The organism is Chryseobacterium pyrolae (assembly GCF_025153485.1).
In the GTDB taxonomy this organism is placed as follows: Bacteria; Bacteroidota; Bacteroidia; order Flavobacteriales; family Weeksellaceae; genus Chryseobacterium; species Chryseobacterium antibioticum.
In genome coordinates, this window is the sequence record NZ_JANZQH010000012.1 from 72,139 (window position 1) to 86,566 (window position 14,428).

At 37.6% G+C, this 14,428-nt stretch carries 15 protein-coding genes and 1 riboswitch; of the genes, 3 read left to right on the plus strand and 12 right to left on the minus strand.

Annotated features, from left to right (window positions below; all coding sequences use genetic code 11):
* Nucleotides 1-21: 21 nt before the first annotated feature.
* The 8 genes from NZD88_RS19610 to namA all read right to left on the minus strand — a co-directional run bounded on the left by NZD88_RS19610 (nucleotide 22) and on the right by namA (nucleotide 7,041).
* On the minus strand, nucleotides 22-321 hold the full coding sequence (locus NZD88_RS19610) for a hypothetical protein (protein WP_259831363.1): 300 nt from the start codon (nucleotides 319-321) through the stop codon (nucleotides 22-24).
* An 11-nt stretch (nucleotides 322-332) separates the two neighbouring features.
* Nucleotides 333-1,745: a T6SS phospholipase effector Tle1-like catalytic domain-containing protein gene (locus NZD88_RS19615; RefSeq protein ID WP_259831365.1), complete on the minus strand. Its 1,413-nt coding sequence runs from the start codon at nucleotides 1,743-1,745 to the stop codon at nucleotides 333-335.
* A gap of 44 nt (nucleotides 1,746-1,789) precedes the next feature.
* A complete protein-coding gene (locus tag NZD88_RS19620) occupies nucleotides 1,790-2,842 on the minus strand; it encodes a DUF2931 family protein (protein WP_259831366.1) in 1,053 nt (350 codons plus the stop codon).
* Nucleotides 2,829-2,999 (minus strand): hypothetical protein, encoded by a 171-nt coding sequence (locus tag NZD88_RS19625; RefSeq protein ID WP_169236510.1) that lies wholly within the window; start codon nucleotides 2,997-2,999, stop codon nucleotides 2,829-2,831. Before NZD88_RS19625 ends, NZD88_RS19620 begins: the two co-directional genes overlap by 14 nt.
* Before the next feature lies 1 nt (nucleotide 3,000).
* Nucleotides 3,001-4,932 carry a type VI secretion system Vgr family protein gene (locus NZD88_RS19630; protein ID WP_259831367.1) on the minus strand — a complete coding sequence of 644 codons (1,932 nt, stop codon included), beginning with the start codon at nucleotides 4,930-4,932 and terminating at the stop codon, nucleotides 3,001-3,003.
* Nucleotides 4,933-5,097: 165 nt separating this feature from the next.
* Nucleotides 5,098-5,502, minus strand: a complete 405-nt coding sequence (tssD, locus tag NZD88_RS19635; protein WP_259831368.1) for a type VI secretion system tube protein TssD — start codon at nucleotides 5,500-5,502, stop codon at nucleotides 5,098-5,100.
* A 183-nt stretch (nucleotides 5,503-5,685) separates the two neighbouring features.
* Nucleotides 5,686-5,979, minus strand: coding sequence for a DUF2752 domain-containing protein (locus NZD88_RS19640; RefSeq protein WP_259831369.1), 294 nt, complete (start codon nucleotides 5,977-5,979; stop codon nucleotides 5,686-5,688).
* 9 nt (nucleotides 5,980-5,988) lie between these two features.
* Nucleotides 5,989-7,041: an NADPH dehydrogenase NamA gene (gene namA, locus NZD88_RS19645; RefSeq protein WP_259831370.1), complete on the minus strand. Its 1,053-nt coding sequence runs from the start codon at nucleotides 7,039-7,041 to the stop codon at nucleotides 5,989-5,991.
* A 99-nt stretch (nucleotides 7,042-7,140) separates the two neighbouring features.
* On the opposite strand from namA, the gene NZD88_RS19650 reads away from it, so the two are divergent.
* The 3 genes from NZD88_RS19650 (at nucleotide 7,141) to NZD88_RS19660 (ending at nucleotide 11,030) form a co-directional block, all read left to right on the plus strand.
* A complete protein-coding gene (locus NZD88_RS19650) occupies nucleotides 7,141-7,623 on the plus strand; it encodes a cytidine deaminase (protein WP_259831371.1) in 483 nt (160 codons plus the stop codon).
* 300 nt (nucleotides 7,624-7,923) lie between these two features.
* Nucleotides 7,924-8,100, plus strand: a riboswitch (cobalamin riboswitch).
* Between the two features lie 31 nt (nucleotides 8,101-8,131).
* Nucleotides 8,132-9,973, plus strand: coding sequence for a TonB-dependent receptor plug domain-containing protein (locus NZD88_RS19655; RefSeq protein ID WP_259831373.1), 1,842 nt, complete (start codon nucleotides 8,132-8,134; stop codon nucleotides 9,971-9,973).
* A gap of 13 nt (nucleotides 9,974-9,986) precedes the next feature.
* Nucleotides 9,987-11,030 carry a YncE family protein gene (locus NZD88_RS19660; protein WP_259831375.1) on the plus strand — a complete coding sequence of 348 codons (1,044 nt, stop codon included), beginning with the start codon at nucleotides 9,987-9,989 and terminating at the stop codon, nucleotides 11,028-11,030.
* Between the two features lie 162 nt (nucleotides 11,031-11,192).
* Here the strand turns inward: NZD88_RS19660 and NZD88_RS19665 are convergent, their stop codons facing one another.
* From NZD88_RS19665 to tnpA, 4 genes are all read right to left on the minus strand, one after another.
* A complete protein-coding gene (locus NZD88_RS19665; RefSeq protein WP_259831377.1) occupies nucleotides 11,193-12,614 on the minus strand; it encodes a CCA tRNA nucleotidyltransferase in 1,422 nt (473 codons plus the stop codon).
* A 45-nt stretch (nucleotides 12,615-12,659) separates the two neighbouring features.
* Nucleotides 12,660-13,004 carry a nuclear transport factor 2 family protein gene (locus tag NZD88_RS19670; protein WP_259831378.1) on the minus strand — a complete coding sequence of 115 codons (345 nt, stop codon included), beginning with the start codon at nucleotides 13,002-13,004 and terminating at the stop codon, nucleotides 12,660-12,662.
* A gap of 103 nt (nucleotides 13,005-13,107) precedes the next feature.
* A complete protein-coding gene (locus tag NZD88_RS19675; RefSeq protein ID WP_259831381.1) occupies nucleotides 13,108-13,656 on the minus strand; it encodes an L-threonylcarbamoyladenylate synthase in 549 nt (182 codons plus the stop codon).
* Between the two features lie 296 nt (nucleotides 13,657-13,952).
* Nucleotides 13,953-14,378, minus strand: coding sequence for an IS200/IS605 family transposase (tnpA, locus tag NZD88_RS19680; protein WP_259831383.1), 426 nt, complete (start codon nucleotides 14,376-14,378; stop codon nucleotides 13,953-13,955).
* Nucleotides 14,379-14,428 lie beyond the last annotated feature (50 nt).

Sequence of the window (14,428 nt, forward strand, 5' to 3'; positions counted from 1 at the left end):
ACGGTTCTCTGTCTGTCTATTTTACTTAATATTCAGGATATAAATGACCAGCAAAGTGATCCCCGACAGTATCAATATTAAATTTGTATTTCTGTTCTTTATATTTTTGCTAAAAAAACTTACCACAATCTCTATCAAAAGCCATAAACACCATAAAATGATCCAGCAGATATTCAAAACGAGATTCATAGGAATTGACATTCCACTGTTTCCTCCTATAGACTGAACCGGATGGAACCATGAATCCCAGTGATCATATACGTAAATCAGTATAAATCCTGCTACTAAAATTCCGATTCTTAATGCCAGATGTTTATTCATTGGATAAAGGATTAATGGAGGACTCTTACTCTGTCTGACGTAGGGTCCATTCCTATTCCTTCTCTTCTTGCCGACCAGTGCAGGTATTCATTTCTCAGGATTCTCAGGTCGTCCTGTTCTTTCATTTCTTTCTGGTAGTCTGCATATTTCTGTTCCGGTATTGACGCTCCTCCGTATGCGGTCTCAACATCTTTATACCTTTTAAAAACATATTGTTTCCCGTCTGCCATTGCATAAGATCTCAGCCTGTCTTTTACCCTTACCAGCAAAGGATCTCCTGAAATAGAATAAGTTTCGTCTGTAAGTTTTTTTATCGTCAGAGGTACTGTTTTCTGAACACTATATTCTGCCATAAAATGCAAAGGAACATAGCTGTATCTTTTTACCAATTTACGGGTTCCTTTTAAGGAGAGATAAAAGCCCGGATTAATGGTAAGCTGATCTTCTTTGTACCAGGCATCTGCTATAAGCTGACTTCTTAATGCTTTTAGTTTTGCACTGGTGGTCCATGATGTTTCAATCTCCTCCCAGGTTTCTACGCCATCTTCATAAGCTCCTCCTACATCACAGTGGACGCCGGGAAATGTTTTCTCTATTCCTACATGCACATTCGTAAGGTCAAAATTTTCTCTATGCTCATTTTCTGCTACAAAATGAATCACGGTCTGTGCTCTTCCGATATCATTCAGACTCAGCTCTTCTACATCATTGTGAAAGTTCGGCGTGGCAGAAAAGTTTTTCGAATAAGAGGAAACAGTATCATAAATACCCAGAAATCTCACCCTGAGTACATCCACTGTGATTCCGGCTTCCTGCAGTTTCAGGCCCAAATGTCCCCATTTCGGAAGTTCTTCACCTTCTACTCCGGTACCATCGCTGTCATAGCGGGAGGTCACCGTCATCCCTTCATGTGAAACGGTAGTGGTGGTTGCTTTATATTTTGATTTTCCTATTTCATGAACGAAATTACGGGCTGCTGCTGCACCACGGCTAAAACCGAAAACATCGAAAGTAAGAACTGCAATCTTATCTGCTTTTTTAGCGTTCTTGATATTTTTTACTTTTTTTACGATCTCTTCGCATCCTTTCCTCACTTTACTCCGGATCCCGGTAGCCCCTGTTCCGAAAGCATATCCCAGCATAGAATCTTTTTCTTTATCTTCAGTTCCTATCCCTTCTATGTAGATGCCAAAATTTTTATCGTAATTGTCCCACAAACGGGCTACGTTGCTCCAGTCGTTATTATAACTGTTATTATCCGTAGGTGAGCCTCCATTCTTTTTATATTCAGGAGTTTCGCCTATTCTTTCCGTAGTATTGGTTTTATTATTCAAAGTTCCGTCAAAAAACATCCCAAGAGTAATGTCTAATACTTCCTCTTTGGTTATTTCCGGTGTGTACTCTCCAAATTTATTATTGTGCATCGTTCTTATTTTAATTTGAGTGACAGAATAACAATAAAATATAATTAATCTATTTTACGGGATAATCTGATTTTCGCTTTTGTAACGGGCAGTTCTTCATTTTCGCTCTTTAATGATAGAGCGGCGCCTGTATTATCTGCATTAACCTTGATCGTAAAATCTATATTCTTTTCCTTTCCGAGCTTTTGGAACAATTCAAAAATTTCTTTCTCGTCAAAAGAATCTATCCATACTCCGTATCTGTTCTTATTTTTGTCTTTCCAGTAAAAACCACAGAACTTTGGAACCGCTCTTTTTGTATAGGTATCAGCGGCTAAGCTTTCACCGAAAAGATTTTCCTGCTCGCCATTATAGTTGGTCAATCCGAAATCGATCCATTCGCTACCTTCCGGCAGGATCACTGAGGGCTTCCAGCTATACCTTTCTCTGTATACATCATAAATACCTGCATCAGGATAACCTTCCTTTTCTATTTTAGCTCTGATTTCCGGTTTAAATGTTTCATAAGACGGATCTTTAAGCATTCTGTCTGCAAAACCTTCTTTCAGCATATACTGTGCATTTTCGTATGCTTTTTCTTTGGTAATCAGGGTATCCTTAGCTTGAAAAACGCCTACTTCTTTCTGGTTGCCCGGACCATTAATCCATAAAACCACGCGTCCTTTTGGAGCTAGTCCTACAATAAAATTGGTGTACGTGGTTTTCTTTCCATTGTCCTGATCTATAAATCCTTTTGCGAAAAGATTTTTTATTTTCTCTTTATCCAGGTCCCATTTTCCGGTATAAAATTTATTTTCTACCAGAGAGTACCAGGTAAATTCCAGTTGAGAAGGAATGTTCATCTGCCGGGTTTCTACACTCATTGTACCGCCTTCATTTCCCCAACCTGTATTCTGTGTTCCCCAGATAGCATCAAAGCCGTAGGTAAAATCATCCGCAATAATGGCTCCTTTGTAAATTTCCATCGGATATTCCTGCGGAGCCGAGAGGGTTCCTAACCAGCTGTATTTTTCTTCCATTTTTTTATTTTGACAATTGATTAATGAGAAACTACCTACAATAAAAAGAATCAGAATTCTTAATTTATTTGTTTCCATGCGACATTATTTTCTTATTGCTTGCCAAAACAAGGTTGTTTTTCTGGGCTTCCACATTAATTTTCTGCGCAATTTTCTCAACCTTTTTGCCGACATTCAAATGATAAGAGTCTGTGACTTTTATGTGTATATTTTTAGCTGTTTTGATGATAGCCATATCAGAAAAGTTTTGATTTTTCAGCACTGTTGAATTCTACAATCTTGCCGCTTTGCATAGTCATGTTTTCCAGCTCGCTGAACATGGATATCTCTCCGGCTATTTCATTAGACGTTTCAGATTGTCTTGTGAATTCTTTTTCCACCATTTCCGTTCTGGTATCAGAAGACTCCCGGATATCACCGGCAGCAGTCTGAACGATATCTTTTCCGGCTGTGGAAATAATACTGTCATTGGCAGAAGTGTTGATTCCTGCTCCTGCACTGACCGAAATTTCTTTTCCTGCAGTGATATTGATATTATCTCCCGCATTCAGGGTGAAATTCTTTGGCGCTTTCATACTGATATTACCTGCGCCATCCATAAAATAGATATTTCCGCTGGGGTCCATAATTTTTACACTTCCTTCTTCATCATTCATCAAAATCCTGATCCCGCTTCTGGTCTGAATAGATTTCAGGTGATTATTGATTCCTCCCCCCAAAGCGATTCCTCCGTGGAACATTCCTCCCATGACGAAAGGTCTGTCCGGGTGACTGTGAACAAAATTGACCATCACCTGATCTCCGACTTCCGGAATGGCTACATATCCTCTGTTTTGCGTGATCTGATCGGTTCCTCCCGCGTCAGGACTCATCATCCTGATAAAATGTGTCGTATCGCTCGTCTGCCAGTCAAACTGTACCTGTATTCTACCCTGTCCTTCCGGATCTGTATTGGATATGACGACCGCAGTCTGAGGTTCAGCTTTAGGAATTTTGTATTCCGGTCTTGGAATAAATCCTGTATCTGCTGCTATCCCTGTAAAGCTTCCTTTGTAATGGCCTATCGTATCGATCTCATGTTCGGCCTCAGTAATCATAATTCTTGTGAAGTACGAAGTCTCATTCGAGTCTGGTTTTCTCATCTGAACATCGGCTATACATCCAGGGTGAAGGAAGGGAACCGTGGTATTTCCTGAGATGGAAAATACATTGACGGCCTCGCTTCCTGAAGCACTTTTCTGTGAATATTCAACGTCAAGATGGGTTGATGCTTTGATAGGCGCTACCTGAAGCGCTGGGGTTTTATAAATATTATTGTTGTGTTCGTACGCTGTTTTGGCAATGTCACTTACATGCTGAATAGGAGTAGATCCTGAAGTCAGCTTTTCATTTTTGTTGCTGTTGTACCCATAAAACTGGGGTTTGGTATGTACTGCTTTCAGTTCCACTTTTATATCATTGGCGCTGCTTCCGTAGGTCAGGGTAATCGGTTTGTTCTGAGGCGGTAGTTTCCCAAAATGAAGGACTTCTCCGTCATAAAAGAACTGTTCACCATATGCTTCAGCCATCCTTGCCAAATAGTTGTAATGCGTTTCGTCGTACTGACTGCTGTAAATGATCTGGGAAAAATTATTGGCATCCACCCTGATATCAAAACGGCCTTTATCAATTCCCTGTTTGATTACTTCTTCAGCAATGATCCCGATATTTACAGGCTGGCCTCCTCCAAAACTCTGGATATGGGAAGCACCATCCAGCAGAATCGTAGGACTGCATCCGGTAAGCACAATATTTCCGAGGCTCATTTTTTCCTGGCTGAATGCAACTCCTGTGATAATTCCTACAAAGGTTCTTTCGGGGCTGTTTTCAATATCTTTATAGGCAATGACTGCCGTAAGACGTTTACCGAGAAATTTATTGGCCTCTTCCAGCGAATGGGTCTGGCGGTCTCCCAAGGTATCATGAGCCAGGGTAAGTGTAAATTCATGATGACGCTGAGTACTCTGTTTAAGTTTAAAATGCTTATAAAATTTGATGATCTTTCCTTCTATGACTAAGGAAAGCTTTACGAGACGGTTGATGCCGGTATGGTGATTTTCGGACACCCCATCTGCATTCTGTGCTGGGCGAAAAGCCGCTCCCTTTGATTTTTCAGGTGTAGTAGACATATTTTATAAAGTGATTTGTGTGTTAAAAAAAAAGTGTATGTATTATTCATCCAATCGGGAATTTTTGAAAATAAACAAATATTCCTTGCCAGAAAATAGCATTCACAACAGGTAAAAAAAGACCGTCTTGATGGACAGTCTCTTTGTATTTGTACTACTCAAGACTTAGCTTAATGGCCAGAATCCGTCATAGATTGAATTTCCGTAAGCTATACTTTCTGCACTTATTACGAAACTTACCAGCATATTATTGCTGTCGATGGCATCAAAATCCATTTCATGGTGGATCACATATCCGTTTTCCCATTTTAGGGTGATAAGTGTTCCTTCTTCATGAGATTTATTAAAAGTAACTTCACCGCTTGTGGGTTTGTATTTACCATTCAATAAACTTTCCAGAATATCAGATTTTTCAGTGGCTTCGATTGTTACTTTAATCAAAGCGTTTGATGGATCGGACGCTACACGTCCTGAAATATCGGTAGATCTTGATACGCTGTAATTAAGCTTTAATAGTTTTTGTTCTTCACCTCCATTGAATTTTAAGATTCCTCTTGAATTTCCTGCCATATTCTTACATTTTAATCATTTATGATTATACTTTTCACAAAGTTTGTCTAACAAAGATAGACTTCAAGCTCTAATTTAAAAAGTTTTTATCTAACAGATTCATATTTTGTAGTAATTCTACGACTTTTGTTCTATTAATTTTAAATAAACATTAAAAAAATACATAGTTTCGGTTCTGCTTTTTCAATGAGAATGAATGTAAAAATGTTTATAATAGTAAGATACCATCATAATAATAAGATTTACAACCACCATAATCATCAGCATACGCCCGTACTTCCTTTTTTTATCTACAAAACTCAAACCTAATGTAAAAAAAAACAGCAACACGGTATAAACAGCCGGATACAAATGAAAAGCTTCTGAAAATTTTCCTTCAAAAACGAGCATAATGGCTCTTTGGGCACCGCATCCTAAGCACTCAACTCCCAGAAATTTCTTGCTGGGACAGGTCAGCATAAAGTCTTCAATTTTCATCCCGGAGTTTTATGACGAAATTTTCGCTCTTGTATACTGATGAGGAAAAAAGCATTCTTCTTTCATCTCAAATGATCCCTGAACCGCCATATATGGGTTTCTTAAGATCGCTCTTGCTACAAATATCAGATCTGCATCTCCTTTCTGCAGGATCTCTTCTGCCTGTTCCGTTGTAGTAATCAATCCTACGGATCCGGTTTTCACTTCAGCTTCGTTTCTAACCTGAGAGGAAAAAGGAACCTGATAACCATCAAATACGGATATTTTTGCTCCGTGAATATTACCTCCGCTTGAAACATCTACGAGATCTACAGAATGTTCTTTTAAAACTTTGGCCAGTTCAACACTGTCATTGATATTCCATCCGTTTTCAGCGTATTCGGTTCCGGAAATCCGTACAAAAAGGGCTGTATTTTCATCAAGTTCTTCGTTGACACCATCTACAATCTCCAGCAGGAACCGGATTCTGTTTTCAAAGCTTCCGCCGTACTCGTCTGTCCGTATATTGGAAAGTGGTGATAAAAACTGGTGGATCAGATATCCGTGCGCCCCATGAATTTCGATGATATCAAAACCTGCTTTTACGGCTCTTTTTGCTGCTTCTTTAAAATTCTGGACCTGTTCTTTGATTTCTTCCACGGTAAGAACGTGTGGAATTCTCTCAGATGGATGATAAGGAATAGCGCTCGGAGCAATGGTTTCCCAGCCTTCCTCAAGAGGAATCTGCAGATTATTCCAGGTGGAACCTTTTCTTCCGGCATGGGCCAGCTGAATTCCGATCTTACTTTCTGAACGGGAATGGACAAAGTCAACAATTTTTCCCAGCTCTTCTGCCTGCTGATCATTCCAGATTCCCATGCAGTGATTGGTAATTCTTCCTCTTGGCTCTACTCCGGTAGCTTCTACCATTATTAAACCTGTCCCGCCCTGCGCTCTGCTTCCGTAATGCACAAAATGGAAATCATTTGCGATCCCGTTTTCGCATGAATACATACACATGGGAGACATTACCCATCTGTTTTTTAGTTCTATATTTCGGAATTGTATTGATGTATATAGCATTTTATTTTTTTGAATTTCAATTTAATAGTGAACAAAAAAAACATTGTCCAACTGATGAAAAAGAAGTAAATTTGGCCCCCTTTTTAGCCTGACTAATATATGAAAAAAGACATACAGATCAGTTACGAGCACTTTAAAAACAGCAGTGAACTGAACGATATAGAAAAAACATTATTTGAGAGAGCAAAACAAGCCCGTGAAAATGCTTATGCGCCCTACTCTAATTTCCTTGTGGGATGTTCCGTTTTGCTGGAAAACGGTGAAATTTATTCCGGTAACAACCAGGAGAACGCGGCTTATCCGTCAGGATTATGCGCAGAAAGGACAACTCTTTTCTGGGTGGCAGCCAACTTTCCGGATGTAAGAGTAAAAAAGATCTTTGTTGTAGGAGGTCCTAGGGAATTCCACGAGAAAAATCCTCCAATTCCACCTTGCGGAGCCTGCCGACAGAGTTTAATAGAATATGAAACAAAACAGAACGAAAATATAGATCTTTATTTTTCAAGTATGAATGATGAAGTGGTAAAGGTACATTCTATCAAGGATTTGCTTCCGTTTTATTTTGATTCGACGTTTTTATAGCCGAGAAAAGTGAGCCTGCTTTGTCAATGGTGAATTTTGCTTCGCAAGTCAAAAATGAATTTTAAAGGTGCTTATCCTTACCATTCAATTGCGAAGCAAAATTGATGATTCACTATTCACTTTTAGGCTTTTTATCAATTTTGCTTTGCAGATGAATAGTTAATTTAAAGAACTATTTTTCAATTTTTATAGTATCATTTCCGTTACTGATAATTATACATTTAAAAAATTTCCTTGCGAAGCGGAATTCACCATTCATTATTTACTTTTTGTCATTTTTGCGCAATACATTTAAAAAGTTATCTTTGCAAAAATTTTGGTTTCCAGCGTATTGGAAATAATAGGGAATTGGGTGAAATACCCAAACTGTCCCCGCAACTGTAAATCGCATTAAGAGTTTCTGCAAAAAAACCACTGTTCATACGGGAAGGTGCAGAACGCGAAAGTCAGGAGACCTGCCAAAATTATAACTAAAAACACATTGCTTTCGGAGGAAAAGTAAAATTGTATGGATATAAAAAGATCTTTATTACTGCTTTGTACGTCTTATGGCAGCTTTCTTTTGGGACAGGAGAAGGCGGTTGACACTATTTATATTTTCGACAGCCAGATGAGCAAAGTAAAACTTTTTCATCCGGTACGTACGATTACTCCAAAGGATATTGAGAAAAACTCAACGAACCTTTCTGAACTTTTACGCTATCAGTCTTCCATTTACATCAAAGAAAACGGCCGTGGTGCTGTTTCTTCTCCATCATTCCGTGGAACAACTGCCCAGCAAACGGCTTTTGTATGGAACGGAATCAACATTAATTCAAGTTTTTTGGGACAGGGAGATGTGAATAATATTCCGGTATTCGGATATGATCAGATCGATGTAAAAGCTGGTGGCGGAAGTGTTGTTTATGGTAGTGGGGCTATCGGAGGAAGTATTCATTTAAACAATATTTTAGATTTCAACAGGGGTTTTAAAGGTTCTGTTTATTCGGAAGTGGCTTCTTTTGATACGTATAATAATTTTGCACAGGCTTCTTTCAGTAATGAAAAGTTAAGTGTGAAGGTTTCAGGCAGCTATTTAACGAGCCAAAATGATTATAAAGTTCCTGAGTTTGTTGTAGGAAATACAGGATTCAATAATGTTAACGGAAGATATTTCAATACTTCAGTGAACATTGGGGCTTCTTATAAAATTGCTGATCACCAGACCATTTCCTGGCAGAATCAGATCTTTGATGCATCACAGCACTATCCTATTTTTGAGGACAACGGTAACAGGACCAAATACAACGCGCAGACCTTAAGAAGTCTGATCGCATGGGATATTCAAAAAAACAATCTTTCAAACAGCTTAAAAGCAGCTTATACGCAGGATAATTTCCAGTATTTTTCAAATCTTAATCTTCCTAAAGCAAGTGGTGCAGAGGGAAAGAATTATATTTTTAAAAATGATTTCAATTATTTCATCACGCCAAAGATCAATGTTAACGCCATTGGAGAATTTCAGGTGAATAAGGGTGAAGGTTATAAATCGGGATTGGGAGTGATCAGTAGAAATGTGGGATCCTTAGCTGGTTTAATCCGGTATTTTGCCAAAAAAGATCTTCGTTTTGAAGCCGGAATTAAGAAGGATTTTGTAGAAGGTATATCTTCTCCCCTTCTTTATTCTTTTTCAGGAAAGTGGAATGCTTTAAAATGGTATCATGTCGGGGCCAACTTTTCAAGAAACTTCAGATTCCCCTCGTTTAATGATCTCTACTGGCAACCGGGAGGAAATCTGGATTTACTTCCTGAAACTTCCACCAATATTGACATGAACCATGAGTTCAGTTTTGGAGATTTTAAAGTGACATTAAGTCCTTATTACATGGACATCAAAAATCTTATCAACTGGCTTCCGACCTCTTTCGGATATTGGGCACCGTTCAATACGACCAGAGTAGAGTCTTATGGTTTGGAATCGCAGGTTAGCTGGAATAAAACCTTTGGACAACACGCTTTGAAACTGGATGCAGGTTATTCCTATTCAAAATCAGTCAATAAAGACACTCAACTGCAGCGGATGTATGTTCCCATTCACAAAGCTGTCGGAAATATAGAGTATGGATATTCTTTCTTAAAGGTGTATGCTCAAGGGCTTTTCAATGGCCTTACCTATACTACTACCGACCAGCAAAGGTCGACAGCCATTGATCCCTATTTTATTTTGAATACAGGAATTTCTGCCGCACTTTTCAAGAAGTACACTTTAGGATTTAAAGTGAACAACGTGACCAATACGGTTTATCAGACGGTATCTCTTTACCCGATGCCTAAGAGAAATTACAGTATGTATGCAACTATTAATTTTTAAACTTAAAAATATTATGAAACTGAACAAATTTCTAAATTTTCTTTTTGCTTTTGCACTTCTTATGGGCATTGTATCGTGTAACAATGATAATAATGATGAGCAGGAAATATTCTATGGCAATGGTTTTTTGATTGCTAATGAAGGTACCTATGGAAAACCTGAAGGAGACGTAACGTTTGTAAGTGCAGACTTAAACCTAAAACAGGACAATGTTTTTGCACTGAATAACGGAGGAGCGAAATTAGGTGATGTTTTACAGATGGTTGCTTTCAAAGGTGAAAATGCTTATTTGCTACTGAATAATTCCAATAAAATCCAAATCGCAAACCGTTATAATTTTAAAGCGGTTGGCCAAATTACAGCTGAACTTAATAATCCCCGTTACATGGCTTTTGCCAACAACAATATGTATGTAACAAACGATAAATATAACGGCGATAAATTTGTAAGTATTTATAAGGTTTCAGACGGTTCTTTCATCAAAAAAATAACTTTCACAGATGCTGCTGAGAGAATTGTGGAAGCTGGAAATAACATCTTCGTACAGAATGCTTCATTCGGTTATGGGAATAAGATTTCTTATATCAATACTTCTACGAACGAGGTTCAGTCTACCATCACGTTGCCAAGTGGAAACATCAACAAAATCATTTCAAGCAATCAAAATGTGTATGCTATTGCTGCCGGAACTGCCGATTCTTATATCTATCAGATTTCAAGTACAGGAAGCATCACAAAGACAACGACTTTAACGGGTATCGCCAATGCTACCAATCTTGAGATTTCAAATGGTAAATTTTATTTCTCTTCAGGAAAAAACGTTTACACAATGGATATGAGTGCTACAACAGCACCTACATCGCCTCTATTCACGGTAGCAAACAGTGTTGATAATTTCTCTGCTCTATACGGATTCAGTGTAATTAATGACAAAATTTTCACTTCGGATTCAAATGGGTTTACCCAGGCGAGCAAAATTGTGGTTTACAATACTTCAGGAGCTATTATCAGAGCATTTACTACAGGTATAGGCTCAAACTCAGTCTATCCAAACTAAGACATTAATACTTCGGTATTATCTATAAATTTTATTTTTTTTCATCATTTGTGTTTTTTTTCAGGCCGCTTCTTCGAAGCGGCCTGATTTTGTTTCATTGATTTTATATAATAGCTTCGGCGGGACAAAGTCCCGCCGAAGCTATTATATGTAGTTTAAGGCTTAATTGTATTTTAATCCCAATTTTTCAGCTTCGGCAATCACAAACTTTTCAGCTTCTTCCTTATCATTAAGGATCTCACCTTCCAGGATAGCTTCTTTCACTTTCTCTTTCAGGATTCCAATTTCTTTTCCGGGTTTAAGATCAAACATCTTCATGATCTCTTCTCCGGTGATTGGCGGCTGGAAATTACGGACCTGATCCTTTTCCTCCACTTCTTTGATTTTCACTGCCACATATTCAAAATTCTTTTTGAATCTTTCCTGCTTTTTGGAATTCTTGGTCGTAATATCTGCTTTACATAAGGTAAAAAGATCCTCCAGATTTTCTCCGGCATCAAATAAAAGTCTTCTCAATGCAGAATCTGAGGCATCATCAGTGATCAGAGCAATCGGTCGTGAAGAAAGCTTTACCATTTTCTGAACATACTTCATATCACTTCCCAACGGCTGTTTCAGTCTGTGGAAAAGGGTCTTTACCATCTTTGAACCTAAAAATTCATGTCCATGGAAAGTCCAGCCTGCTCCTTCTACGAATTTTTTGGTTGGTGCCTTACCAATATCGTGCAGTAATGCTGACCAACGCAGCCACAGATTGTCTGTATTTTCGGAAATATTGTCTACTACTTCCAATGTATGGTAGAAATTATCTTTATGAGTCTGTCCTTCTACTTCTTCTACGCCTTTCAGTTCTATCAGCTCAGGAATGATCAGATTTAAAAGTCCGGTTTCTTCCATTAATCCAAGTCCTATGGAAGGTTTTTTAGACATCATGATCTTGTTGAACTCCACCATGATTCTTTCCATAGAAACGATCTTGATCCTTTCCGCTTCCTGTTTGATGGCATTCCGGGATTTCTCTTCAATCACAAAATTTAATGTTGAGGCAAAACGAACAGCTCTCATCATTCTCAGCGGATCATCAGAATACGTTTGGGCCGGTTCTAAAGGAGTTCTTAAAATTCCTTTCTCCAGATCTTCAACTCCATTGAAAGGGTCCATAAGCTCCCCGAAGTTAGCTTTATTTAAAGAAATTGCCATGGCGTTGATGGTAAAATCTCTTCTTTTCTGGTCATCTTCCAGTGTTCCGCCTTCTACTTCAGGTTTGCGGCTGTTTTCAGTATAACTTTCTTTTCTGGCTCCAACAAACTCCAGCTCAAGATCTTTATATTTAATCATGGCTGTTCCGTACGTTTTGAAGACAGAAACTTTTAATTTAGGATCAATATCTTTCGCAACCGTTTCTGCAAGCTCAATACCGCTTTGTTCAGTAACAAAATCGATATCGGTAGACGCTGTTCTCTTCATCAGAAGATCTCGGACATAACCACCGACAATGTATACCGACTGGTTATTTTTTTCCGCAGCATCTGCGATGATCTTGAATAGTTTTAAATTTTTATTTTGGGTAAGATTAATTTTCATCGTTAATAAATAGATCGTCTTTTTTCTAGCAATATATTTTTTCCATTAATCATAATGGGCATACATTTTATTAATTTTTCCTTCATCATCAAAAAACATAACTTCCACAGCATATTTATCCATTATGGATTTATAAAATAAAGCCACAGAATCTACACCCGCTGTTGATTTGATTAGTTCAAAATGCAAATCAGGGAATTTATTGAGTGCTTTTTTCCAATATTCACGGACAGCTTCTTTTCCTTTCAAAGTGCTCTCTTTTCCTCCTGTAGCCAAGGTAATCATAGGTGTTGTCACCTCGATATTTTCGGCGTAATGGGACAGTATATCTTCAAGATCATGAGAATTCCAGGCATTAATCCATTCTTCAGCAAACTTTTGGTGGTTCATGGGATGTCTTTTATCAGTTGAAAGTGCAAAGATAGAAATTAAAAAAAAGAAATCCTGCCGATATGCATTGACAAGATTTTAAAATGAAGGATTATTTAGGATTTTATTCACGAAGAACTTTAATCCTGTTGTCGCTCCATATTTTTATTACAGAAGAACCTGAATATTTTGAAACTTTATCTCTGTCTTCTTCTACAGCATAATCTACCAGCTTAATCATTTCCGGAGAAATATCCGAAAATTTCAATGGGCTCTTATCACCACTAAAGTTAGCGGAGGTAGAAACGAGAGGTCTGTTAAGTTTTGTAATCAACTTTCTGCAAAAATCCGTTTTTATCAGTCTGATTCCTATGCTTCCGTCTTCCGCAAGAAGTTCTTTTGGAAGTCCGCGGGGATTTTCATAAACAATAGTTACCGGTTTTTCGCTAAGGTCAATAATTTCCCAAGCCATTTCCGGAACATCAACCAAATCCTGAAGTCTCTTTTCAGATTCCACCAGAATGATCATTGATTTGTTTTTTTCTCTTTTTTTGATGTCAAAAATCTTGTTGACAGCTTCTATGTTGGTGGCATCGCATCCGATTCCCCAGATGGTATCTGTAGGGTAAAGAATCGTTCCGCCAGATTTTAATATTTCGATAATGTTTTCCATAATTTAAAAGGTTATTAAACCCGTGTATAAAGGTAAAAAAACAGGAAGATTTGGCCAAGAAATAGAGGAATAAATGTTTTGGCAATTTATCTTCTTTGTTAAATGGGCTAAAGCCCATTTCTATTGAATATATTAGTCTTTGTTATGACTAAAGGCGAAATAACAACATTATGTATTGGATTGATATATGGTATTTTACACTTGCATTATTACAAAATATCCCATATAAAATTCAATAGGAACGGGCTTTAGCCCGTTTGCAATAGGAAATTCATGACAATGGCTTTAGCCAAAACCTATATAAAATTATTTTTTCCAATAAATTCCTGATATTCATCTGCAAAACTTCTTTTCTGATGATGTTTTTCCTGATTTTTAATATATTCTCTCACAGCATCTACTTTCGATTCAGAAACTGAAACGGCGAAATATTCATCCTGCCATGAAAATTTCTCTGGAGTAAGTTGGTTTTTATTAATCCAAAAAGATAATTCTCCTTTTAACAGTTGTACTAATTTTTCTATATTCTGACCAGATCCCAACGAAATCAGGCAGTGACAATGATCTGAATAACCGTTAACCATATCTAAGTAAATCCCTTTTTCTGAAGCATTTTCTTTAATATGTTTCCATACTTTAACTCTTAAATCGAATGTATTTAAATATGGAACTCTGTTTTTTGTGGAAAAAACAAGATGGACATAAATTTTCATATAGGACATTTGCGTTGTTTTAACCAAAAATAATATTTTTTATTTATGTTTTGGCTAAA

Excerpts from the sequence above, each read along its gene's own strand:
- NZD88_RS19650 (WP_259831371.1), top strand. The coding sequence starts at position 7,141 with ATGAAAAAAGACATACAGATCAGTTACGAGCACTTTAAAAACAGCAGT.
- NZD88_RS19610 (WP_259831363.1), bottom strand. The coding sequence starts at position 321 with ATGAATAAACATCTGGCATTAAGAATCGGAATTTTAGTAGCAGGATTT.
- NZD88_RS19675 (WP_259831381.1), bottom strand. The coding sequence starts at position 13,656 with ATGGAAAACATTATCGAAATATTAAAATCTGGCGGAACGATTCTTTAC.
- tssD (WP_259831368.1), bottom strand. The coding sequence starts at position 5,502 with ATGGCAGGAAATTCAAGAGGAATCTTAAAATTCAATGGAGGTGAAGAA.
- NZD88_RS19670 (WP_259831378.1), bottom strand. The coding sequence starts at position 13,004 with ATGAACCACCAAAAGTTTGCTGAAGAATGGATTAATGCCTGGAATTCT.
- NZD88_RS19660 (WP_259831375.1), top strand. The coding sequence starts at position 9,987 with ATGAAACTGAACAAATTTCTAAATTTTCTTTTTGCTTTTGCACTTCTT.
- namA (WP_259831370.1), bottom strand. The coding sequence starts at position 7,041 with ATGCTATATACATCAATACAATTCCGAAATATAGAACTAAAAAACAGA.
- NZD88_RS19665 (WP_259831377.1), bottom strand. The coding sequence starts at position 12,614 with ATGAAAATTAATCTTACCCAAAATAAAAATTTAAAACTATTCAAGATC.
- NZD88_RS19630 (WP_259831367.1), bottom strand. The coding sequence starts at position 4,932 with ATGTCTACTACACCTGAAAAATCAAAGGGAGCGGCTTTTCGCCCAGCA.
- tnpA (WP_259831383.1), bottom strand. The coding sequence starts at position 14,378 with ATGTCCTATATGAAAATTTATGTCCATCTTGTTTTTTCCACAAAAAAC.
- NZD88_RS19620 (WP_259831366.1), bottom strand. The coding sequence starts at position 2,842 with ATGGAAACAAATAAATTAAGAATTCTGATTCTTTTTATTGTAGGTAGT.
- NZD88_RS19655 (WP_259831373.1), top strand. The coding sequence starts at position 8,132 with ATGGATATAAAAAGATCTTTATTACTGCTTTGTACGTCTTATGGCAGC.
- NZD88_RS19625 (WP_169236510.1), bottom strand. The coding sequence starts at position 2,999 with ATGGCTATCATCAAAACAGCTAAAAATATACACATAAAAGTCACAGAC.
- NZD88_RS19615 (WP_259831365.1), bottom strand. The coding sequence starts at position 1,745 with ATGCACAATAATAAATTTGGAGAGTACACACCGGAAATAACCAAAGAG.
- NZD88_RS19640 (WP_259831369.1), bottom strand. The coding sequence starts at position 5,979 with ATGAAAATTGAAGACTTTATGCTGACCTGTCCCAGCAAGAAATTTCTG.